This window comes from Rhizobium grahamii, from assembly GCF_009498215.1.
Taxonomy (GTDB): Bacteria; Pseudomonadota; Alphaproteobacteria; order Rhizobiales; family Rhizobiaceae; genus Rhizobium; species Rhizobium grahamii_A.
This window is the reverse complement of the sequence record NZ_CP043498.1, coordinates 2,478,094-2,498,183: the sequence shown is the minus strand read 5'-3', so window position 1 is coordinate 2,498,183 and position 20,090 is coordinate 2,478,094. Positions and strand designations below refer to the sequence as shown.

General features: G+C 60.5%; 24 protein-coding genes. 8 read left to right on the top strand and 16 right to left on the bottom strand.

The features are described 5' to 3' along the window. Positions 1-20: 20 nt before the first annotated feature. Together FZ934_RS12085 and FZ934_RS12080 are read right to left on the bottom strand one after the other, a co-directional pair. Positions 21-419, bottom strand: coding sequence for a DUF5335 family protein (locus tag FZ934_RS12085; protein ID WP_244499449.1), 399 nt, complete (start codon positions 417-419; stop codon positions 21-23). Positions 420-525: 106 nt separating this feature from the next. Continuing rightward, positions 526-1,038 (bottom strand): Hsp20/alpha crystallin family protein, encoded by a 513-nt coding sequence (locus FZ934_RS12080; RefSeq protein ID WP_065690771.1) that lies wholly within the window; start codon positions 1,036-1,038, stop codon positions 526-528. A 653-nt stretch (positions 1,039-1,691) separates the two neighbouring features. Between FZ934_RS12080 and FZ934_RS12070 the strand changes: the two genes are divergently transcribed. Continuing rightward, positions 1,692-2,342, top strand: a complete 651-nt coding sequence (locus tag FZ934_RS12070; protein ID WP_065690773.1) for a BON domain-containing protein — start codon at positions 1,692-1,694, stop codon at positions 2,340-2,342. A 256-nt stretch (positions 2,343-2,598) separates the two neighbouring features. Next, the gene (locus FZ934_RS12065) at positions 2,599-3,057 is read left to right on the top strand and encodes a pyridoxamine 5'-phosphate oxidase family protein (protein WP_153271266.1); all 459 of its coding nucleotides are present in this window, start codon (positions 2,599-2,601) and stop codon (positions 3,055-3,057) included. 81 nt (positions 3,058-3,138) lie between these two features. On the opposite strand, the gene FZ934_RS12060 is transcribed toward FZ934_RS12065, so the two are convergent. After that, a complete protein-coding gene (locus FZ934_RS12060) occupies positions 3,139-3,372 on the bottom strand; it encodes a hypothetical protein (RefSeq protein WP_065690775.1) in 234 nt (77 codons plus the stop codon). A 235-nt stretch (positions 3,373-3,607) separates the two neighbouring features. On the opposite strand from FZ934_RS12060, the gene FZ934_RS12055 reads away from it, so the two are divergent. After that, on the top strand, positions 3,608-4,348 hold the full coding sequence (locus tag FZ934_RS12055) for a Crp/Fnr family transcriptional regulator (RefSeq protein ID WP_153271265.1): 741 nt from the start codon (positions 3,608-3,610) through the stop codon (positions 4,346-4,348). Between the two features lie 13 nt (positions 4,349-4,361). After that, a complete protein-coding gene (locus FZ934_RS12050; RefSeq protein ID WP_153271264.1) occupies positions 4,362-6,269 on the top strand; it encodes a hybrid sensor histidine kinase/response regulator in 1,908 nt (635 codons plus the stop codon). An 8-nt stretch (positions 6,270-6,277) separates the two neighbouring features. On the opposite strand, the gene FZ934_RS12045 is transcribed toward FZ934_RS12050, so the two are convergent. From FZ934_RS12045 to FZ934_RS11995, 11 genes are all read right to left on the bottom strand, one after another. Continuing rightward, a complete protein-coding gene (locus FZ934_RS12045) occupies positions 6,278-6,967 on the bottom strand; it encodes a CBS domain-containing protein (RefSeq protein ID WP_153271263.1) in 690 nt (229 codons plus the stop codon). Positions 6,968-7,009: 42 nt separating this feature from the next. After that, positions 7,010-7,465 carry a host attachment protein gene (locus FZ934_RS12040; RefSeq protein WP_153271262.1) on the bottom strand — a complete coding sequence of 152 codons (456 nt, stop codon included), beginning with the start codon at positions 7,463-7,465 and terminating at the stop codon, positions 7,010-7,012. A 142-nt stretch (positions 7,466-7,607) separates the two neighbouring features. Beyond that, on the bottom strand, positions 7,608-9,020 hold the full coding sequence (locus FZ934_RS12035) for a trypsin-like peptidase domain-containing protein (RefSeq protein ID WP_153271261.1): 1,413 nt from the start codon (positions 9,018-9,020) through the stop codon (positions 7,608-7,610). A 139-nt stretch (positions 9,021-9,159) separates the two neighbouring features. After that, positions 9,160-10,509, bottom strand: coding sequence for a sensor histidine kinase (locus tag FZ934_RS12030; RefSeq protein WP_153271260.1), 1,350 nt, complete (start codon positions 10,507-10,509; stop codon positions 9,160-9,162). Beyond that, a complete protein-coding gene (locus FZ934_RS12025; protein ID WP_153271259.1) occupies positions 10,506-11,183 on the bottom strand; it encodes a response regulator transcription factor in 678 nt (225 codons plus the stop codon). Before FZ934_RS12025 ends, FZ934_RS12030 begins: the two co-directional genes overlap by 4 nt. Further along, entirely contained in the window at positions 11,180-11,746 is a 567-nt protein-coding gene (locus FZ934_RS12020; RefSeq protein ID WP_153271258.1) for a cytochrome b/b6 domain-containing protein, read from the bottom strand. The genes FZ934_RS12025 and FZ934_RS12020 overlap by 4 nt, the downstream gene beginning before the upstream one ends. Position 11,747: 1 nt before the next feature. Continuing rightward, positions 11,748-12,014 carry a PepSY domain-containing protein gene (locus FZ934_RS12015; RefSeq protein WP_065690784.1) on the bottom strand — a complete coding sequence of 89 codons (267 nt, stop codon included), beginning with the start codon at positions 12,012-12,014 and terminating at the stop codon, positions 11,748-11,750. A gap of 96 nt (positions 12,015-12,110) precedes the next feature. Next, positions 12,111-12,902, bottom strand: a complete 792-nt coding sequence (locus FZ934_RS12010; RefSeq protein WP_153271257.1) for a sulfite exporter TauE/SafE family protein — start codon at positions 12,900-12,902, stop codon at positions 12,111-12,113. A 39-nt stretch (positions 12,903-12,941) separates the two neighbouring features. Continuing rightward, complete coding sequence (locus FZ934_RS12005) at positions 12,942-13,382, bottom strand: YeeE/YedE family protein (protein ID WP_153271256.1); 441 nt, start codon at positions 13,380-13,382, stop codon at positions 12,942-12,944. Next, entirely contained in the window at positions 13,379-13,810 is a 432-nt protein-coding gene (locus FZ934_RS12000) for a YeeE/YedE family protein (RefSeq protein ID WP_153271255.1), read from the bottom strand. Before FZ934_RS12000 ends, FZ934_RS12005 begins: the two co-directional genes overlap by 4 nt. A gap of 6 nt (positions 13,811-13,816) precedes the next feature. Beyond that, positions 13,817-14,755, bottom strand: coding sequence for an MBL fold metallo-hydrolase (locus tag FZ934_RS11995; protein ID WP_153271254.1), 939 nt, complete (start codon positions 14,753-14,755; stop codon positions 13,817-13,819). 103 nt (positions 14,756-14,858) lie between these two features. Between FZ934_RS11995 and FZ934_RS11990 the strand changes: the two genes are divergently transcribed. The 3 genes from FZ934_RS11990 to FZ934_RS11980 all read left to right on the top strand — a co-directional run bounded on the left by FZ934_RS11990 (position 14,859) and on the right by FZ934_RS11980 (position 16,842). Then, positions 14,859-15,506, top strand: coding sequence for a peroxiredoxin (locus FZ934_RS11990; RefSeq protein ID WP_153271253.1), 648 nt, complete (start codon positions 14,859-14,861; stop codon positions 15,504-15,506). Continuing rightward, positions 15,503-15,937, top strand: a complete 435-nt coding sequence (locus FZ934_RS11985; RefSeq protein ID WP_153271252.1) for an ArsR/SmtB family transcription factor — start codon at positions 15,503-15,505, stop codon at positions 15,935-15,937. The genes FZ934_RS11990 and FZ934_RS11985 overlap by 4 nt, the downstream gene beginning before the upstream one ends. Before the next feature lie 152 nt (positions 15,938-16,089). After that, complete coding sequence (locus FZ934_RS11980) at positions 16,090-16,842, top strand: response regulator (protein ID WP_153271251.1); 753 nt, start codon at positions 16,090-16,092, stop codon at positions 16,840-16,842. On the opposite strand, the gene FZ934_RS11975 is transcribed toward FZ934_RS11980, so the two are convergent. Beyond that, positions 16,796-17,242, bottom strand: coding sequence for a hypothetical protein (locus FZ934_RS11975; protein ID WP_153271250.1), 447 nt, complete (start codon positions 17,240-17,242; stop codon positions 16,796-16,798). The genes FZ934_RS11980 and FZ934_RS11975 overlap by 47 nt on opposite strands. A 129-nt stretch (positions 17,243-17,371) precedes the next feature. Here FZ934_RS11975 and FZ934_RS11970 point away from each other — a divergent pair, with 129 nt between their 5' ends. Then, a complete protein-coding gene (locus FZ934_RS11970; protein ID WP_246737791.1) occupies positions 17,372-19,234 on the top strand; it encodes a heavy metal translocating P-type ATPase in 1,863 nt (620 codons plus the stop codon). On the opposite strand, the gene FZ934_RS11965 is transcribed toward FZ934_RS11970, so the two are convergent. Further along, on the bottom strand, positions 19,231-20,043 hold the full coding sequence (locus FZ934_RS11965; RefSeq protein WP_153271249.1) for a universal stress protein: 813 nt from the start codon (positions 20,041-20,043) through the stop codon (positions 19,231-19,233). The genes FZ934_RS11970 and FZ934_RS11965 overlap by 4 nt on opposite strands. Positions 20,044-20,090: the final 47 nt, after the last annotated feature.

Genomic DNA, 20,090 nt, shown 5'->3' with positions numbered 1-20,090 from the left:
CCGATCAGATACGGCATCGACTAGGCGAATGTCATGAGTTGATGCCGGTCTCCAACGTCGACCACCTCGATGGCGAGGATCTTGCCGTTGTCGTCCTGCACCGAGACCTTTTGCGGCCGATCAACAACGTGGGTCATTCCCTTGACGGAGATTTCGAGGGCATCCTCCTTCGGTTCGTATGTGGCACCGATAAGCGAAGCCGAGCGCACCAGAACTTGGTCGCCGAGCGCTTCTCCGAGGACCTCGATCTTGATTGTTCTTCCCTCGACGGCCTTTCCAAGCCGCGAGAAGTATGCCGGCCAATCGGCCTTCGAAAGCACAGTGACGCCCATCGTCTCGTCTCCTCCTGATCGCTCCTCAGCGCAGTATCCGGCAGCTGAAAGCAGTGCATCTGTCGTGCGTGATGTCTCGTTGATCATTGGCCTGATCCATTCCTGTGACCTCCGCCAGCGCGGGAAGGCACAGCGCGTCCAAAGGCAGGTAGCGCAGGGTGGTGCCACGGATGCGCGCCACCCTTATGCGGCCTCAGCTGGCTGTGATCTCGATCTTCCGATCATTGCGCTTTGCATTTGGGGTTTTCGGAAGCGTGACCTTGAGAACGCCCTTGGCGAAGGCTGCTTTCACCTTGTCGGCGTCAACATATTCCGGAAGCTGGAAGGACCGCTGGAATGAGCCGTAGTGCCGCTCCGAAACATGATAGGACTTGTCCTTTTCTTCCTTCTCTTCGGACTTTTCTCCGCGGATCGTCAGGACGCCGTTGGCCAGCTTGACTTCGATGTTCTTCTCGTCAAGTCCTGGGACCTCCGCGGTGATTTCGAAGGCATCGTCCTTCTCGACCACATCGACAGCCGGCGACACGACCCATTCGTTTGCAGCCCGCCCTGAGAATGAGCGGGTCAGCGGGCGCCATGAAGACGGACCGAAGTCGTCGAACAGGCGGTCGATCTCCGTTCGCAGTGATTCAAAGGGCGACCAGAAACCGCCTTGAGCCGGAGCTGGCGGTTTGGGTTCTGTTTTGACAGGGAATGTATCTGGCATGATCGTCTCCTGTGTACCGGGAGATCCGGAGGCCGGATCCCACTACAGTTGCGCTCGAAACCGAGCCCAATGATCAAAGCATGTCCGATAATTCGGAACCTTGATCCCGGTCAAAGAAGAAGGCCAGTCGGTTCGCCATACTCCCGCGGTCTCAACGAGCGAGGAGCATAGAGATGTTTGTCCGACATCCCCAACGCCATCAAATGCAGCCTGAGCCGCCACAGACTCTGGAACAGCACAGTTCGCTCCCCGACTTCATTGTTGAAAAGAGCAGCGAGAAACATTGGGAGGTGTCCGTCAGCACTCAACGCGGGCTTCATTGGATTTCAGCTAACTATTCCGACCGTATTGCCGACGAAAGCGGTCGGCTACGCTCGATGTCATTGTTCGAGGTGAACGATTTTCTTCGCCGGGTGCGCAGGAACGGTCTTCGCACTCGGTATTGCGGTCCCCATAGGGTCGAGATGCTGTGATTGTAGTGGCGGAGCAATGGCCTCGCTCTCGATTGGCAAGCCGCATGAAATTCGCGCTGGAGCTATTGCCGGAACCTCGGCGGACAATTTCGTCTGGTTTGATCAAACGCAATGTGACCTCGGCAAAACGGGAGGATTCTCAGCGGAAATCTCGTGGAAGCTGTTCAACGGAGAAGTGTCATGAACGATCTCGCAATACGGCAGGACATCATCGACGAACTTGGCTTTGAGCCGAGCGTCGATGCAGCCAATATCGGCGTCGCTGTGGAGGAGGGCGTTGTCACTCTTTCAGGCCATGTCGGCAGCTATGCGGAGAAGATTGCCGCCGAGATGGCCGTTAAGCGGGTCAAGGGCGTACGCGCGCTCGCCGAGACACTTGAGGTGCGGTACGCGGGGCGCAAGCAGCATGCCGACGACGAGATCGCCGCCCGCGCTCTCGATATCATTGAATGGGATGCGCTTTTACCAAACGGTGCGATTGACGTCAGAGTTCAGAAGGGCTGGGTGACGTTATCGGGCGAGGTTCCGTGGCACTTCCAGCGAATTGCGGCGGAAAAGGCAGTGATGAAGCTCGGCGGTGTCATCGGCGTGACGAATGTCCTGTCGATCAAGCCCGCGGCGTCAATCCCCGACGTGAAAAGCCGCATCGTGGGTGCGTTGAAGCGCAACGCGGAGGTAGAGGCAGACCATATAGAGGTCGCTGTTGCCGGCGGTAATGTCACGCTGAAAGGCGGCGTTGCCGGCTGGCGTGAGCGCACCGCCGCGGAGCGCGCGGCCTGGTCGACGCCCGGTGTTATCAGCGTCACCAACAACCTCGCCGTCACCGGCTGAGCCCAGTCGTACCCTATATTGGTAGGGCTGAAACCAGCCCTGCTGAACACGCGGAGTCGCCAACATGCACGCCCAGGATGGCTATAGATGGCTGCGATGGTTCTTGCTCGACCACGCGTTGCTTCTTGTCCTCATCCTGATGATCGCGACGATATTGAGCGTTCTCTTCTATCGCGCGGATGGCGATTTCACCCGATCAGATTCTCATCTCCAAAGATCGGTCGACGATCGTCTTTGATTGAACGGAGCGATTGAAATGTCGATGGCCCTCAAAAACATGACGCATGCGGAATGCCTTCAAATGCTGACAGCCGCTCATTTCGGCCATTTGGGCTGTAGCAACGACGGGCAGCCTTACATCGTGCCCATCTACTTCGCGTTCCAGTCGAGGGTGGCGTACAGTTTCTCGATGCCGGGGCATAAGGTGGATTGGATGCGGCAGAACCCGAAGGTGTGCCTCCAGGTCGAAGAATGGAAGACCAAGGGAGGCTGGCAAAGCGTGGTGCTGGACGGCACTTTTCAGGAGTTCCCGGACAACGATGCCTGGCACGAGGAGCGGCTTCACGCGTGGACGTTACTCCAGAAACACCTGAACTGGTGGGAGATCGGGTCGTTGAAGCCGGACGAGGTTGCGCCGGCGCACGCATCGCCGCATCTCTTTTACGGCATCTATATGAACGATATCTCCGGCCGCGTTGCGATCCAGACCGACTAGGGTCTTCCGGTTCGTTGTCGTGGAGCGCCACATCGCGAGCGCGCCACTGTCGGACGCTGCTCGGCATGCCGAAGCGCCAGACTACTGGAGGGTTTGGGGCATCTTTGCGGATACCTGCCCGGGCGGAACTCGGGCGATAAGCAATCGCGAGATGTCATCGATGCTGATTGCACCATCCTGGTAGATTGCGATCGCTGCCGCGCAGACGTGGGACGAAATCGTCTCGTCCAGTGGCAGATGATAATGCCTGTACCAGTTCTGCACCGCGACAGACAGTTTCTTGAGGTCGGTTGATGTCAGCGCGGGATGGTTCATCGGTCGTTCTCCGCTTACGTTCTCCTCATTGTTTTCTCATCCGGCCTCGATGGCCTTGACCCATGTCAAAACGTTGCGCGTGGGGTTCTCCTGAGTGGGGAAGATTTGTTCGTCGCAGGGCGGGGCAGCCTTGTCACACAACGTCACACATTTGCACCAAGAGACACAGAAGCGGCATCACGATGTGACGTTGCGGCTCTCTACTGCAGTCATCATGATTGGAGGAAGCAACATCATGCTGGCGAGCAATCTCACTATCCGCCCCCTCTTCGAAGAAGCAGCAACGGTGGACGAACCCTGCGGGCTCGCCATGCTTTTCGTACGCAACCCTATCGAGCGTGCGGCGCCAGGACAGATCGTCTTTTTCGAAGGCGATCGCGCGCTCCACCTTTTCGTGATCCGCGAGGGCAACGTGCGCATCTGCCGCCAGCTTCACGACGGCCGCCGCGTCATCACGGGATTTCTGGCGAAGGGCGATGTCGTCGGTGTCTCGTTCAAGAACCGCTACCTGTATAGTGCCGAGGCCTTGGACAACGTCTCATTCCAGCGGCAGACAAAAGTGGAATTCGAAAAGCAGCTGCTCGCGAGGCCCGACTTGCGCCCGATGCTTCTGACCCAACTTTGCGACGAGGTTGCAGCAGCGCAGGACCAGATGGTGCTCTTGTCGTGCCGCAGCGCGGAAGAGCGCCTGTGCAGCTTTCTCCTCGCCCGCCTGCAGAAAAGCATGGCGCAGGGCTGCGAGCCGAACGTGATCAACCTTCCCATGACGCGGCTGGACATTGCGGACTATCTCGGACTGACGATAGAGACAGTCTCTCGCACGATTACGAAGTTGGCCGGGCAGGGCATCCTGTCGGCTGGACGCAGGCATGAAATACTCGTGCTGAAAAAGTCGGCGCTTGTGCAACGGGCCGGAGAAGACGAAGCTGACGGCGATGACACCGTTGACGATGCGCCAAGGCACTATCATCACTAGAAAGTAGGCTTCAATGCCAGCTGATGTCACAGCTCCGTTTGCCCCCGCGCAGGATCTCGATGTAATCGCGCGCGTCTTCGACGATATCAGCGTCATCATTCACGGCGTGGATGGCGTCATCAGTCACTGGACCTCCGGCTGCGAACGTCTTTATGGCTGGAAGCGGATGGAGGCCGTGGGGCAGGTGGTCCACACGCTGCTCCGCACGAAGCTGCCGCGCTCAATCGAGGATATCCGCAGGGATGTCTACGCCGGCCTGACCTGGGAAGGCGACGTCGTTCATCATCACAAGGACGGCCATCCGATGACGATTGCCACGCGCTGGGTGGTCTTCGACGCGACTTCGCCTGCGCCCGTCGTCATCCAGACGAATACGGATGTTTCGGAAACGCGCAAGGTTCAGGAGGACCTTGCCGGGCGTGAGGCGCACCTGAGATCCATCCTCGCAACCGTGCCGGATTCGATGGTCGTCATCGATGAAACAGGATCGATTGCCTCCTTCAGCAGCGCCGCCGAACAGCTGTTCGGCTACTCCTCCCGCGAGGTGATCGGCCGAAACGTGCGCATGCTGATGCCGTCCCCCTACCGCGAAGAGCACGACAGATACATTGCCGACTACCTGCGCACCGGAAAGGCCAGGATCATAGGGCTCGGACGTGTGGTCAAGGGACGCAAGAAGGACGGATCTATCTTTCCGATGGAACTGTCGGTCGGCGAAACGGTGACCAACGACACACGGATATTCACCGGATTCATCCGCGATCTGACAAGCCGCCAGCGTATCGAGGAAGAGCTTCGGCAATCACAGAAGATGGAAGCCGTCGGACAGCTCACCGGTGGGATCGCCCATGACTTCAACAACCTTCTGACCGTGATCAGCGGCAATCTCGAGATGCTCGAAAGCAGCCTGCACGATGAAGCGCAGAAGGAACTGCTGCGGGAGGCGCAGGATGCCGCGGACGACGGCGCCAAGCTTACCAGCCAGCTCCTTTCCTTCGGTCGGCGTCAGCCCCTCGATCCGAAAAGCGTCGATGTCGGGTCGCTTTTGTCGAGCTTCTCCGAACTTCTCCGGCGGACGTTGGGTGAAGCCATCGAGCTTCGAACCCGCATTCGGGGGAGTGGTCATACGGCATTGGTGGACAGCTCGCAGCTTCAAAGCGCCTTGCTCAACCTGGCGCTCAACGCACGGGATGCGATGCCGACCGGCGGAAGCCTGACGCTGGAGATCTCGCGGGCCCAACTGGATCGGGACTATGCGAACATGTACCCCCAGGTGAGGCCGGGCGATTATATCCTGGTGGCCGTGACGGATACGGGAACCGGGATGTCCGAGGAGGTGAAGGCACGGGCCTTCGAACCGTTCTTCACGACCAAGGGAGTGGGGTCAGGCACCGGCCTTGGTCTCAGCATGGTCTATGGTTTCGTCAAGCAGTTGGGCGGACACATCCAGCTCTATAGCGAGATCGACAAGGGAACGACGATCCGCATCTATCTGCCCGCAGTCGGCGCTGCGCCGATGCGCGATCCCCGGGATGCGGCAAGGCCGGATGCGCAGCGCGGCGGACGCGAGAAAATCCTGGTCGTGGAAGACGACGAGCGCGTGCGGCGGATTGTTGTCGCGAGGCTTACCAAGGCCGGCTACTCCGTTATCGAAGCGTCGACCGGCGCACATGCGCTTGAATTCCTGTCGAAGGACGAGCCGATAGACTTGCTGTTCACGGATATTGTGATGCCAGGGGGGATGACGGGGGACGAACTTGCCCGCAAGGCCGTGTTGCTCAGACCCGATCTGAAGGTGCTGTTTACGTCGGGTTATGCCGAGCCGAGCATAGCCCGTCGCCCGATGCCGAAGGCGAGCTGGTTGAAGAAGCCCTATACCGCGCAGGATCTTGCGATCCGCCTCCGGCAGCTCCTCGACTGATCCCGCCATCAGGCCGACGGCTTCATGCGGCTCACCATATGACGAGCGATCTGGATATCGCTATGCACACCTCTCACACCGGGCACACTTTCAGCCGCGACCCTAGCTGCCTCGCGCTCAAGCGGCGTTTCAACGTCACCGTGAAGGCTTGCCAGTCCGTCCTGCACCGAGACCTGCACGCTCGCGGGTCCAATTGCCAATTCCGCTTCCAGCCTGGCCTTCACGGCCGTCCGGATCGCATCGTCGCCGAGAGCAACCAGGCTCGAAGGCTCGTTCATTATTGCGTGCATGAGGTCACGGCGGCTAATCATGCCGACCAGACGGCCTGCGTCCACGACCGGGACGTGCTTGATGACATGCGCAAGAAGCAGATCGGCAATTTGCGTGATCGTTGCAGTCGGTAGCGCGCTGATGACCGGCGTTGTCATGACGTCCTTGATGCGCCAGCTCCGTGCCTTGATGTAATCCGCCAGCGCATCATTGCGATCCCGCGTGTTCGGAACCGGACGTCTGCCGCCCGCGGAGGAGATGCGGCGCAGGAGGTCGCCCTCCGTCACGATCCCAACGAGTTGTCCCTTGTCATCGACGACCGGGACTGCCCCGATCCTACTTGCGTTGACGATGTCGATCGCACGCCGGACGTTCTGATCTTCTCCGATCGTTTCGACCGGACTGGTCATGATGTCCCTCGCAAACATTGTGGCACCTCCTGTTGGCAGCGCGGCCGATGGCGGAGATCTTTATTGGTTGAAGGCCCGCAATCGGGACTCGATCTCGGGGACCGGCATCTTCGTGAAGTCTTTCGCGATCTCTGCAACAATCGCGCTCGTCGACGCAGGCTTGAGATGTGAGCGCAGAAAACCCATCGCGCGTGGTGGAGCGATCAGGAGAAGCCGCTTGACCGCGCCGCTGGCAATGTCGCTATCCACCTCTGCGGCCACGCCGGCGAGGAAAGCCTGTTCCGCGCGGTCGTGCAGATCAGGAGCCTCGACGGCGCTCCTGATGCCGCTGACGGAGCCGTAGACCCGCCCCGGTCGATCGTCCCCCAGATCGTGTGTTGCTGCGCCTTCGTTGATTGTCGTTCGAACTTCGACAAGGTTGAAGTCTTGCGCATCTCCGTCGTTGCGCAGGAGCAGTGCCTTCGATCCGTCACACACCAGAATCCAATCCTGCGCGCGAATTCGTTCCCTACTCATCTCCTCGTCCTCCTTCGCAGGGCCAGTTTTGACTTCGTAGATCCAATCTACCGATCGAGCAGCGGCGCTGCATTGCACTGGATCAAACTTGCGTCACCAAGCGCCCATGGGCGAGGGCGGCAAGTTTTATCGGCGATGCGGGCTACCGCTTCACCACGACAAAGGTCTTGTGATCGTCCCGAAAAATTCCGAGGAGCAGGACGTCCGTCGCGGCCTTTGACAGGTCGACCACCATCTGCGGTGTCGTCGCGTTGGTCTGGTGAACGCTGATGATGACGTCGCCCGGCTGCAGGCCGGCGGCTCCGGCGGGGCTGCTGTCTGAAATAGAGGAAATCACGGCACCCTGCACCTTTCCGAATGCGTCGGATGTGCTATCGAGGGTCTGCAATATGATCTGGTCGAGCAATCCCACGCCATCCACATAGTCAACAGACCCACTCGTCGCGTCCGCCGCTGAGGCGGTTCCAAGTCTTGCCGTGATCTCGGCTTTGCCGCTGCGTCGTAGGACAGTCAGCTTCACGACGGTTTCCGGCGGAAGGGCCGATATCCGTGCGCTGAGTTGCGCCGCGCCGGAGATCGACACGCCGTCGATGGCAGCGACAATGTCACCTGCGATGAGACCGGCCTTTTCGCCCGGAGATTGAGGGAGGACCTCATTTATCAGGGCTCCGGTGGTGGCATCGACGCCAAGGGCCTTTGCGAAATCCGCGCTGCTATCTTGAACCTGCACGCCAAGCTGGCCACGGCGAATTTCTCCATGAGCAACGAGTTCGCGCATGATCACACTCGCGGTATTCATCGGCACCGCGAATCCAATGCCTATGTTTGCTCCGGACGGTCCGAGGATTGCCGTATTGATGCCGACGACCTTGCCCTCCAGATCCACGAGTGCACCTCCGGAGTTGCCGGGGTTCAAGGATGCGTCGGTCTGGATGAAACCCTCCTGTGAACTCAACCCCAGCCCGGATCGATCCAGCGCGCTGACAATGCCGAAGGTCGCAGACTTGCCCAGGCCGTAGGGGGTGCCGATTGCGACAACGTAATCGCCGACCTTGAGAGAACTGGAATCCCCCAGTACGGCCTGGGCCAAACCCACGGCCTTGATCTTGATAACGGCCAGATCGGTTTGCCCGTCGGTTCCAACGGTCGCCGCGTCGTAGGTTTCGCCACTGGCGATCGTCACCTTGATGGAGGTGGCGCCTTCAATGACGTGGTTGTTCGTCAGGATGTAGCCATGCTGCGCATCCGTTATAATCCCGGCTCCCGTGGTCTCGGAGGTCTGGCCCACGGCGGTGCCACTCGACGACGGTCGGCTCTGTGCTCCTGGTGTCAGGTACAGCGTATCATCCTGTTGGTCCGCCGATTTTCCGCGCACCGATATGCTCACGATCGTCGGAATGACACGGCTGAGCATCGGTGCAAGAGACATCGGCGCAAGAGATGCAGAGAGCGGTTGTCTCGCATCGGCAATATCAAACGAGCCGAGGATGAAGAGCAGTGCACCGACGGCCATTGCCACGCTGCGCAAACGGTAGGGGACGCAATCGCCGGCCATGGCTCATCTCCTGTCTCGAAAGAGTGCAGGAACAGGCATAGGACAAAGCGTGGCAGGCGCATTGATCAAGCGCAAACTGGCCTATGGCAGGCTGTCGACGAGCGGTAAAAGTCGCTTGCCGATCGACTGGCGCCGTCCCCTATTCGTGGCGGAATGGGACGTGTTTGGGCTGGTCGGCGAGAGTGATCTCGAAGACGTGGCCCGACCTAGTCGTCGACTGCCGAAGGACGCCTCCGTGCAATTCGGCGATCCGCGCGACGATTTTCAAGCCGATGCCCAAGCTGTCGGCGTGATCGGTTGTCTTTGCTTCGGCTCGGATTTCGCCCGCATGCTGATCCTCGACGCGGATCTTGTTGCTGCCCACGTGCACAACGATGGCAGTCCCCTTGGGTGTATGGCGTACGGCGTTCTCGACGAGGTTGCGCAAGGCATCCTTCAAGAGAGCGGGTGCGCCCCGGATAGATGCAGTCCGCACCTCGGGGCTGAACTCGAGCGAATGATTGTGCTCGTAGACCCAGGGGGCGAGCTGCTCGACGACGGAGGACGACAGTCCCACTAGATCAATGGCTTCGAAGATGCCGTGGTCAAAGCTATCGAGGCGGGCGAGGGTGGTCAGCTCCGCGACAAAGCGCACGAGGTCGTCCAGATCGGCTTCTGCCCTGCGGGCGCGAGGATGATCGATGTTGCCCAGCTCAAGCTTCATGGCAGCGAGAGGCGTGCGGATCTCGTGCGCGATGCCTGACGTGAATAGCTTCTGCGAAGCCATCAGCTCGCCGACACGCTCAAACGCGCGATTCACGGCGATCGCGAGGTGCGCAACCTCCCGTGGCATTCCATCGAAATTCAGGTGCGAGCGAGCATCCATCGGATCAATGCTGTCGGCAGCGTCCGCAGCGGCGCGGACAGGCTTCAGCGCCTGACGGACGGACAACAGGGTAGCACCGAGTACCAGGACGAGCAGAATGCTCATTGGCACCAGCATATGTTCGATGACTTCGTTCCAGAATACGGAGGAGACAACATTCTGCGGATCATCGATCGTTGCGACATCAACGACGAAGCGTTGATTTCCGATCAGGAACGCGCGGCCGCCGACCAAGGCCAGTGGCTTGCCGGGTCGCAGAGATCGGAGCCAGAAATCCGGCGGGTTGACGTCGGCTGGAAGGAAGCGGTTTTCGCAGGCTTCGTCGCAAGACTCGAATACCAGCGCGCCGCTGGCGTCGCGAATTCGAGCGACGTAGCCGGTCGATCGCTCGTGGTAACGCTGCCTGACGCTATCGGGGAGCCGATATTGCACGCTTTGGCCATCGATGGTGATGCCTGCGGCCAGCCGCTCGGTCTCCTGTTCGACGAACAGACGCGACAGCTCGCCGACATTCCAGTAGTAGTCCGAGAAAATCACTGCCAGCTGGAGGACCATGGCCAGCACGGCGAAGAATGCGATCCGTCTTGTCAGGATCGCGCCGAGGGTAGGGTGGGCGCGGCTCACGCGCGTTCCTCGCGCATCATGTAGCCGACGCCCCGCACCGTTTCGATCGACGAGCCGGTTGGATGGCCTTCAAGCTTCTTGCGCAGCCTGGATACCGCCAGTTCGACGGCATTGGTGCTTCTCTCGTCGCCGTATTCCGAAAATGCGTGCTCTATCTTGGCCTTGGAGACAACCCTGCCGCCATTGCGCATCAGGAGTTCAAGCAGATCCTTCTCTGACGGGGCGAGCGCGATGTCGACGCCTGCACAGGCTACCCGTTGCGAGGCGACCTCGAACGTGAGGTTGGCGAATTCCAATGTCGGCATGGTCGTGTGCGGGGCACGGCGTATCAATGCACGAATGCGCGCGATGAGTTCTCCGTTGTGGAAAGGCTTCGCGAGGTAGTCGTCGGCGCCCGCGTCCAGGCCAGCGATACGCTCGTCGATCGCTCCGCGCGCCGTCAGTACGAGGACGGGCATCTGAACTCTTGCTGCTCGCAGTGATTTCAATACGTCTATTCCGTCTTCATCGGGCAACCCCAGATCAAGAAGCAGCAGATCGTAGTCGGCACCGTCAAGCGCAAGACGGCCCTCCTGTGCTGTCTCGAAAGCGTCGATCTTCCAACCCACGCTTCTGATGGCTTCGCAAAGCAGTTCGCGAAGCCGGAAGCTGTCCTCGATCAGCAGAATTCTCATGCTCTCTTTCGACCAGTAACCATCGACCAGACCAGATTTTCCCTGTGCCTCCAGCTTTCGACGACGGCGGCGCCGGCATGGATGAAGGCGAGCACCATGATGCTGTTGGCGATCGTACCATGCAATTCCTCCAGCCACTTTTCTCCCCAGAAGGCATCGAGCGTCGTCATCCAGCCGGTCAGGGCGGTTGCCGCCAGCAAGGCCATCAGGCAAAGCATCATCACCGAGGCAAGCGGGTTATGGCCGACATATCGCTTCTCGTTTCTGTCGACGATATCGAGGATCTGACCAACCACTTTCGAAGGGGTGGGCAGGAAATCGCTGAAGCGGGAATGCTTCGTGCCGATGAAGCCCCAAACAACACGGATGATGATAGCGGCGGCCACGACATAACCGGTGACGCGATGCCAGTATTTGCCCTCCTCAAGGATGAAGAGGTTGAGCACACATGCGGCGACTACGGTCCAATGAAACGCCCGGACAATGGGATCCCAGACCTTCACCGTGCGCTGGGCGGAGGTGGAGGGCACTGAGCCCTCCTTCTTCTTAGAGACGGATGTCATATCAGTCGCCCTTCTGGGCAATGGCGCCGGACACCGGATTGAAATAGACCTCTGCCCGATTGCCGCTCTTGTCCTTGCCGTAGATCTCGTAGCAATTGCCCGTGATCTCGAAGGTCTTCACCTTGTAGCCCATGGCGTCGATCTTCGCCTTCATGGCGTCTTCCGACATCCACTTGGACTTCGGCTCGGCGGTGCAGCTCGGGCTGGCGAGCGCCAACGCGGGTGTTGCGGATACGATGGCGATAGCGGCGATAAGCTTCAGCGTCATGAAAAATGTCCTCTGTTGGTGCCCGTTGCGGGCGACGGGGACATCGATACGGCTGCCAAGCTGTCGGTTTCCTGTCGGCGTGTCGTTTTGCCGATATCAGGCAACAGAGGGCTGTCCGACGCTCCGATAGATCATGTAGGCGGCGACCGCGAAGATGAGTGTTGCGAACAGGCTGTTCAGAACGCCCTTGCGCGCCGAAAGATGCCTGGCGAGATTGGCGCCGACCAAGCCTCCGACCACGCCGCCAGCTATGAAAACCGCCGCAAGCAGCCAGTCCACATATCCGGACAGGGCATAGTTCAGCGCTGTCGTCAGCCCGAACGCGGTGACCGCGACAAGCGACGAACCGATCGCGAAGATGATGGGCATTCCCGTCGACGCAATCAGGCCGGGAACGATCAGAAAACCCCCGCCGATGCCGAAGAAACCGGAGAAGATGCCAGTCAGTCCGCCAAAGCCGGCGACTTTGTGCACGTTTTCTCGTGAGCATTGCGCCCCCGGGTCGCCGTCTGCGCCCCGCTTGCGGAGCATCAGAATGCCGATGACGAGCATGAGAAGAGCGAAGAGGAAGAGCAGCTTCTGTCCATCGATCATCTTCCCAATACTCGAGCCAATGAACGCACCGATGATGCCTGCTACACTGTAGATGCCCGCGCAGCGCCATTTGACGTTGCCAAGCCTCGCATGCCCGAGAAGGTTGGCGAATGCGTTGGCGGCGACCGCGAAGGCACTCGTTCCGATCGCCAGGTGAGCGCTCGGAACCCCGACGAGGTAGACCATCAGGGGAACAGCAAGGATTGACCCACCACCGCCGAACATTCCGAGTGTGAAGCCGACAAGTGCGCCGGAAACGGCCCCGAGATTATATTGCATTGGATCGAGGTACATGGCGATGATCTTGGGCCGTCGGACGGCCTCTCCTGATACTCAACGCAGCTGAAGCTGCGTGCTTTGCCCGGATTGGACGATGCGGTAGGCGAACATGCCGGCCAGCATGGCGGCGGCGAACAGCGCGGTCTCCCAACGGCCGGTAACGAGCGATGCGATGGCCGGGCCGGGGCAAAGGCCCACGAGACCCCAGCCAAGGCCGAAGAGAGCCGCGCCGAGGACGAGCTTGGTGTCGATGGAGCGGCTGGTCGGCACATGGAATTGGGTATCGAGCGCGGGGCGGGATCGAGACCTCTTGATCGCATAGGCGATGGATGACGGGATCAGTGCACCGCCCATCACAAAGGCAAGCGAGGGATCCCAGTTCCCGCCAACATCGAGGAAGGCGATGACGCGGGCCGGGTTGACCATGTCCGAAACGACGAGGCCGATGCCGAAAAGGATGCCGCAGAGGATCGAGGCGAGAATTCGGTTGCTCATGCCACGCCTCCGATCAGATGACGCGTCACGAAAACCGTCAGTGCCGCGACGGCCATGAAGGTGCCAGTTGCCACAATCGAACGCGGCGACAACCTTGCGAGGCCGCAGACGCCGTGACCGCTGGTGCAGCCCGAGCCGAGCCGTGTGCCGAAGCCCACAAGCAAACCGCCGGCGATCAGCAGCAGCGGCGACGAGGATATCGTGAGTTCGGCGTGCCTGATGTAAGCAAATGCCACCCCGGCGCCGCCAATAATTCCTCCCATGAAGCCGATGCCGAGCGGGCTGACGCCCGCTCCCGTCCACCCGAAGGCTGAGGCGACCAGGCCGGATATGCCGGCGACGCGGCCATCCAGCAGCAGATAAAGCGCCGCCGAGAGGCCTATGAGCAATCCGCCGGAGAGCGGCCATATGTAACTGAGTTGGGACATGTGTGCCTACAGCGCGTTGATCGGGATCTTCAGGTATTGGACACCGTTGTCTTCCGCCGGAGGCAGCTTGCCCCCGCGCATGTTGACCTGCACGGACGGCAGGATCAGCTTCGGCATCGCCAGCGTGGCGTCACGCGCATTGCGCATCGTGACAAATTCGTCTTCGGTCACGCCCTCGTGGACGTGGACATTGCCATCGCGCTCGGCGCCCACGGTCGTTTCCCAGGCGTAGTGATCGCGGCCAGGCGCTTTGTAGTCATGGCACATGAACATGCGTGCCTCCGCCGGAAGCTGGGTCAGACGCTTGATGGAACGGTAGAGCGTCCGGGCGTCACCACCCGGGAAATCGCAGCGCGCGGTGCCATAGTCAGGCATAAAGAGTGTGTCACCCGGGAAAACGGCATCGCCGACGACATAGGCTAGACAGGCCGGGGTGTGGCCGGGCACATGAAGGACTGTGGCCTCCAGATCGCCGATCTTGAAGCGATCGCCATCCTGGAAGAGCTGGTCGAATTGGCTTCCGTCTCGCTGGAATTCTGTCCCGGCGTTGAAGATCTTGCCGAAGACCTCCTGAACGCGAACGATTTCGCGACCGATGGCGAGCTGGCCACCGAGCTCCGCCTGGAGAAGCGGTGCGGCGGAGAGGTGATCCGCGTGGGCATGCGTCTCCAGCAGCCAGTGCACTTCCAGTCCCTCGGACCGCACGTAGTCGATGAGAGCCCTCGCGGAAGCATTCGTCGTTCGACCGGATGCCGGATCGTAGTCGAGCACGCTGTCGATGATAGCGCAGGCCTTCGAGCTCGGGTCGCGAACGACGTGACTAACGGTGTAGGTCGCCGGATCAAAGAAAGACCGAACGATGGGGCGCTTGGAGTGATCCGGCAATGCTTGGCGGACGATCTCGAGTGCGTGGATGAGGTTTGGATCGGTAGCGGCAGTTGGCATGGTACTTTCCATTTGATGATTCTAAAATATATATTTACATTAAATGTGCAAGTGTATATTTTCGTTGTCACCATAATGATGCGTTGAGCAAGCGGAGAGAGACATGGACGGATCGAGCGATAGGGCGGGGATCGTGCCGGCGGCATTGCGGATCAATGACGTCGCGCCCGGGTTCTCGGCCCGCTCCACCGCTGGCGAGATATCGCTTTCACAATATCGGGGGCGTTGGCTGCTGTTTTTTTCCCACCCCGCGGACTTCACCTCGGTATGCACCAGCGAGTTCATCGCCTTCGCACGCGCTCATGAGAGCTTTGCCGGGCTTGGCTGCGATCTCCTCGGGTTGTCGGTCGACAGCCTTTACTCTCATGTTGCCTGGTTGCGGGATATCGAGCGCAGCTTTGGGGTGAAGATACCGTTCCCGGTAATCGAGGACTCGGCGATGGTGATCGCGAGAGCTTACGGGATGCTGGACAGCGCGTCGGCGAACAGCGGAACCGTCCGGGCAACCTATGTGATCGATCCGAAAGGCGTCATCCGCGCGATTGTTTGGTATCCGATGAATGTCGGCAGGTCGGTTGCAGAACTTCTCCGCCTTGTCGAGGCGTTGCAGACATCGGAAAGGGAAGGGGCGGTGACGCCTGAAGGATGGCAGCGCGGAGACGCTCTATTCGAGCCTGCTATGGCTTCCATGGGGGAAATCGACGAGATGCCCGAAGGCGAAAGCTGGTACTATCGAAAGCGGCGCGCATGACCGGCATGGTTCCTTCCCTCGAAGAGATGCAGGACAAGGCCGCGGAGGCTGCGGAGTTCATGCGTGTTTTCAGCACGCCGAGCCGGCTGATGCTGCTTTGCTACATTGCGCAACGCGAGCGGTCCGTCAGCGAAATCCAGGAGGATCTGCACTTCAAGCAGCCCGCGCTGTCACAGCAACTCGCGGACCTGCGCCAAGCGGGCCTCGTCGAGACCCGCCGGCAATCGCGCCAGATCTATTACTCGATCGCCGATGGGCGTGTAGCGATCGTGATGAACATGCTCGTGCATATGTTCTGCGAGACGCCCTCGGCCGCAGACCTGCAATCGGCCGCAGTTCCTCCCGCCGCTCGCCACGCCTCAGGTGGTGGCGGTACCTCCTCGCTGGAGGAGATGGCGCATTGGGCGCGGCTTGATGTGCCCTCTGGCTAGAAGGCGAACGGAAATGAACAACAGCTGATATCGTCGCGAACCGGTCCCACAGGAGGACCGAAAGCCTGATTGACGCAGACGAATCCTGACGTATTCTCGCCCGATCCAGCATTTCGGGTTCGTTAGACAGTAATGATCCAGGGATGGTTCTGATGACGACGGTGAGGTCTCAAGCCAAAACGCAAATTCTTGTTGTCGACGATGATCCGCGCATCCGGCAGATGCTTCAGCGGTACTTCGAACAGGAGGGCTATAAGGTCACCTGTGCCGCGAACGGCAAGGAAATGAGATCCGCCCTCGGCGCGGCGAACTTCGATATCGTGCTCCTCGATCTCGTGCTTCCGGATCAGGACGGGATAGACCTCGCTCGTGAAATACGAAGCGGCTCAAATGTGCCGATCATGATACTCACCGGTCGCGAGGACGTCGTCGATTGCGTCGTCGGCCTGGAGGTGGGCGCGGACGACTACGTGGTCAAGCCGTTTCATCTGCGTGAGGTTCACGCGAGGCTGAAGTCGATCCTGCGCCGCTACAAGGCGTCTCCCAACCCGATTTCGAATGGGGACGACGTACTTGTTTTTGAGGGCTGGCAGCTCGACAGGGATAAGCGCAAGCTCCTCAACCCCGAGAGTATCGAGATCGAGCTTTCCACCGGCGAGTTCGAGATGCTGGACGCATTTGTGCGCAACGCAGGCCGAGTCCTCAGCCGCGACATGCTAATGGACCTGACGAGACACCGTGAGCGTGACGCCTTCGACCGGTCGATCGACACGCAGATCTCGCGGCTAAGGCGAAAGATCGAGATCGATCCGGCTCGACCCGAACTCATAAAATCCGTTCGATCGGTCGGCTATGTGTTCACAGCGAAGCCGGGCCGTGTTCCTGCGGTCGAACGCGATAGATGAGGCCATGATTCCAGCGCCGAAACAGCTCGGGGCCTTCCAACTCTTCAAGGCTTTCCGGCAGCTTGTTCCAAACGCGCATGAACTGGCAGGCGGACGCCTGGACCTCCAGGCTCGCAAACAGGCTCTCGGCAAGATGGTTGTGGTCGGCGGCACTAAGCGCGATGAAGATCGGCACATCCATGAGCCAGCCGACTTCCGGATGCATGAGGAACCGGAACACCGCCAGCCCTCTCACTCTCCCCGCCAGATCGCTCGCTCCGATACACCGCCATCGTCGGCTGCCGTCGAAGAGGCCATGCCAATCCTTTTCCTCGAAGGCTGGCGCCACGCTGCAGATCAGCGCAAACGCCGAAAGCGCATTGTCGGGTTGCAGTTCGCAGATGACATAGTTGTCCAGCATGGCGTCCTCCGCTGCTTTGTGAGCTTCAGTTGTCGCGCAGCCCGCATCCGCGAACATTGTCCTAGATCAATGAACGGCCCGGGCTTCCTGTCACGCTCTGTCGGCCTGGATCTGCACGGGAGGGACGACGTGGACGCACCTGACATCGCTTTGGGCGGCAGTGCCCTTCTCGGAGTTCGCATGATGGATTTCGCCAGGCGCTATTGGCCGCTTGTCCTGATTCTTGTCTCGGCGGCCAGCGTTTTGGTCGGTGTCGCTCTGGAGTTGCTTGGTGTAACCCCGATCGCCAACGCTTTCCTGGTTTTCAGTAACATCCTGGTGCTGTCGTGCCTGGTCATCGAAATCGTGGGCAAGCTTCGGCAGGGAGAATTCGGGCTCGATCTGATCGCGGCCCTGGCCATGGCGGCGGCCCTGTGGTTCGGCCAGTATCTGGCCGGAGCTATCGTCTCCGTGATGTACGCCGGTGGTCATTTTCTCGAGTTTTACGCTCATCGTCGCGCCGAAAGCGGCATGACGGATCTGCTCTCGCGGGTCCCGCGAAGCGCGTTGCGGATCACTGGCGAGGAATTCGCGGAAGTGCCGATCGGTGCGATCGTCTCTGGGGATCGTCTTCTCATTCGACGGGGCGACGTGGTGCCCGTTGACGGGCAGGTGGAGAGCGCCACTGCGCTCGTCGACCAGTCTGCCCTGACCGGCGAGCCGCTGCCCGTTCGCATCATGCAGGGAGAGGCGGTCGCAAGCGGTGCCATGAACGCGGGCGAAGCGTTCGACATGGTGGCATCGATGGCCGCCAAGGATAGCACCTATGCGCATATCCTGCGTCTGGTTGAAAAAGCCAAGGCATCCAAGGCACCTATCTACAGGGTGGCGGACCGGATGGGGCTGTGGTTCCTCGGGCTCACACTGGTGGTGGCGGCCGTCGCCGTCGCCGCCTCGGGAGACAGTGCGAGGGTCCTTGCCGTTCTTGTTGTCGCGACGCCCTGTCCGCTGATCCTTGCAGTGCCCGTTGCGTTGGTCGCAGGCATCTCGAAGGCCGCGCGTCGAGGGATCCTGGTCAAAGGCGCCGGTGTGCTCGAGGCGCTGTCAAAGGTGGATGTCGTCGTATTCGACAAGACGGGAACCCTGACGGTCGGGGCGCCCGAGGTTGCGGAGGTGCTTGGGACGCAGCATCCGGATGAACTGCTGCGTCTGGCCGGATCGGCGGAACTGGCATCGGCTCACAGCCTTGGCCGGGCGATCGTATCGGAAGCGCAACGGCGGGGCCTCGCGCTGAGCAAACCAGACCAGGCCGCCGAAGTCCCGGGGGAGGGTGTCGAAGCGTTGGTCGACGGCAGGAAGGTCCTCGTCGGCGGCCCTGCATTCGTGAGGTCGCGGGGCGTGGAGCCGGATCTTTCTGCAACAGGCGTGTCGGCGAGTGCCTTCGTGTGCGCCGACGGGCGCCTTGTTGGTGCGGTCCGCTTCGAGGATCGTCTGAGGCCGGAGGCCGCCCGGACTGTCGAAGGTCTGCGCGCGTTGGGGGTAAGGCGGACCGTCCTGGCGAGTGGCGATCGGCTTGAGGTCGCCAAGGCGATCGGTGACTATCTTCAATTTGATGCCGTCGAGGCGGATCTCAGTGCGGCCGACAAGGTCGATATCGTTCGCAGGGAGAGCGAGCGCGGCCATGTGATGATGGTGGGCGACGGTGTCAATGACGCACCGGCGCTGGCGGTAGCCAGTGTTGGCTTGGCTGTGGCGCGCGGTAATCTTGCGGCGGCAGCGGAAGCCGCCGACGTGGTCCTTCTCCAAAACGACGTCGGCGGCGTGGCCGAGGGGCTCAGAATAGCCCGGCGCGCCAAATCCATTGCACTTCAAAGCGTGGGAGTCGGTATCGGGCTGTCGAGCATCGCCATGATCGTCGCCGGTGCCGGGTTCTTGCCGCCGGTGCAGGGCGCGCTGATCCAGGAGGCGATCGATGTGGCCGTGGTGCTGAACGCGCTGAGGGCGCTCAGCTAGTGTGACAGGAGCGTTGGGATCCTCAGGTTGTCGAGCAGCCCTCGTGTGACGCCGCCGACAATGGCTTCGCGAAGCTTCGAGTGCCCGTAGGCGCCGGCGACAAGAAGGTCGGCATGGCCTTCAAGCGCTGCATCCTGGATCGCGGTTGGGATGTCGTCTCCGTTGCAGTGCAGGGCGGCCAATTCGACTTGGAGACCGGAATGTCCCAGCGCCTCGAGATACCGATCAAGGATCTCGTCGCTCCACAGTGCTGCGTCGCGGACACGAATGACCGTCGCGCGCGTGGCTGTCTGCATCATCGGATAGGCGTTGGAGAGGGCGCGCGCCGCCGTCGCGCTCCCGTCCCATGCGATCGCGATATTGTCGATGCGGCCGTAGTAGTCGCCTGATGGCAGCAGGAGGAGCGGCCGACCGCTATCGAAGAACAGACCCTCGATAACCGGTCGCGCCAGTTCGGTATTTTCCAGGATCGTGACGTCGTAGGCACGCGCAAATTCTGCCAGCCGCAGCGTTGCCGACATCGCTTCCACCTCAATCGGGATAAGTCTGACATCGAGTGCAACGCGGGCAGCGTGTTCTTTCAAGTGCCTGACGAGCTGGGCGGCAACCTCACGATCGAACCGGTCCGCCTGAAACTCGTCGTCGTCGGAGTAGGTCGCCGCCGCCTCATGGCCGTGACGCCGCGCTGCCGCAAGACTCGCGACGAGATCAGCGCCCTGATGCAAGGCAAACTGGATCGCGTTCTCGATGATCGCAAACGAACTCGCTTCCGGATGCGTCGTTAGTGGCAGATGGAACTGCGGCCTCATTGCGTTCTCCCGCGACCGAGACTGGGACGTTTGAAATCCGGCAGCCC

Excerpts from the sequence above, each read along its gene's own strand:
- FZ934_RS12085 (WP_244499449.1), bottom strand. The coding sequence starts at position 419 with ATGATCAACGAGACATCACGCACGACAGATGCACTGCTTTCAGCTGCC.
- FZ934_RS12080 (WP_065690771.1), bottom strand. The coding sequence starts at position 1,038 with ATGCCAGATACATTCCCTGTCAAAACAGAACCCAAACCGCCAGCTCCG.
- FZ934_RS12070 (WP_065690773.1), top strand. The coding sequence starts at position 1,692 with ATGAACGATCTCGCAATACGGCAGGACATCATCGACGAACTTGGCTTT.
- FZ934_RS12065 (WP_153271266.1), top strand. The coding sequence starts at position 2,599 with ATGTCGATGGCCCTCAAAAACATGACGCATGCGGAATGCCTTCAAATG.
- FZ934_RS12060 (WP_065690775.1), bottom strand. The coding sequence starts at position 3,372 with ATGAACCATCCCGCGCTGACATCAACCGACCTCAAGAAACTGTCTGTC.
- FZ934_RS12055 (WP_153271265.1), top strand. The coding sequence starts at position 3,608 with ATGCTGGCGAGCAATCTCACTATCCGCCCCCTCTTCGAAGAAGCAGCA.
- FZ934_RS12050 (WP_153271264.1), top strand. The coding sequence starts at position 4,362 with ATGCCAGCTGATGTCACAGCTCCGTTTGCCCCCGCGCAGGATCTCGAT.
- FZ934_RS12045 (WP_153271263.1), bottom strand. The coding sequence starts at position 6,967 with ATGTTTGCGAGGGACATCATGACCAGTCCGGTCGAAACGATCGGAGAA.
- FZ934_RS12040 (WP_153271262.1), bottom strand. The coding sequence starts at position 7,465 with ATGAGTAGGGAACGAATTCGCGCGCAGGATTGGATTCTGGTGTGTGAC.
- FZ934_RS12035 (WP_153271261.1), bottom strand. The coding sequence starts at position 9,020 with ATGGCCGGCGATTGCGTCCCCTACCGTTTGCGCAGCGTGGCAATGGCC.
- FZ934_RS12025 (WP_153271259.1), bottom strand. The coding sequence starts at position 11,183 with ATGAGAATTCTGCTGATCGAGGACAGCTTCCGGCTTCGCGAACTGCTT.
- FZ934_RS12020 (WP_153271258.1), bottom strand. The coding sequence starts at position 11,746 with ATGACATCCGTCTCTAAGAAGAAGGAGGGCTCAGTGCCCTCCACCTCC.
- FZ934_RS12015 (WP_065690784.1), bottom strand. The coding sequence starts at position 12,014 with ATGACGCTGAAGCTTATCGCCGCTATCGCCATCGTATCCGCAACACCC.
- FZ934_RS12010 (WP_153271257.1), bottom strand. The coding sequence starts at position 12,902 with ATGTACCTCGATCCAATGCAATATAATCTCGGGGCCGTTTCCGGCGCA.
- FZ934_RS12005 (WP_153271256.1), bottom strand. The coding sequence starts at position 13,382 with ATGAGCAACCGAATTCTCGCCTCGATCCTCTGCGGCATCCTTTTCGGC.
- FZ934_RS12000 (WP_153271255.1), bottom strand. The coding sequence starts at position 13,810 with ATGTCCCAACTCAGTTACATATGGCCGCTCTCCGGCGGATTGCTCATA.
- FZ934_RS11995 (WP_153271254.1), bottom strand. The coding sequence starts at position 14,755 with ATGCCAACTGCCGCTACCGATCCAAACCTCATCCACGCACTCGAGATC.
- FZ934_RS11990 (WP_153271253.1), top strand. The coding sequence starts at position 14,859 with ATGGACGGATCGAGCGATAGGGCGGGGATCGTGCCGGCGGCATTGCGG.
- FZ934_RS11985 (WP_153271252.1), top strand. The coding sequence starts at position 15,503 with ATGACCGGCATGGTTCCTTCCCTCGAAGAGATGCAGGACAAGGCCGCG.
- FZ934_RS11980 (WP_153271251.1), top strand. The coding sequence starts at position 16,090 with ATGACGACGGTGAGGTCTCAAGCCAAAACGCAAATTCTTGTTGTCGAC.
- FZ934_RS11975 (WP_153271250.1), bottom strand. The coding sequence starts at position 17,242 with ATGCTGGACAACTATGTCATCTGCGAACTGCAACCCGACAATGCGCTT.
- FZ934_RS11965 (WP_153271249.1), bottom strand. The coding sequence starts at position 20,043 with ATGAGGCCGCAGTTCCATCTGCCACTAACGACGCATCCGGAAGCGAGT.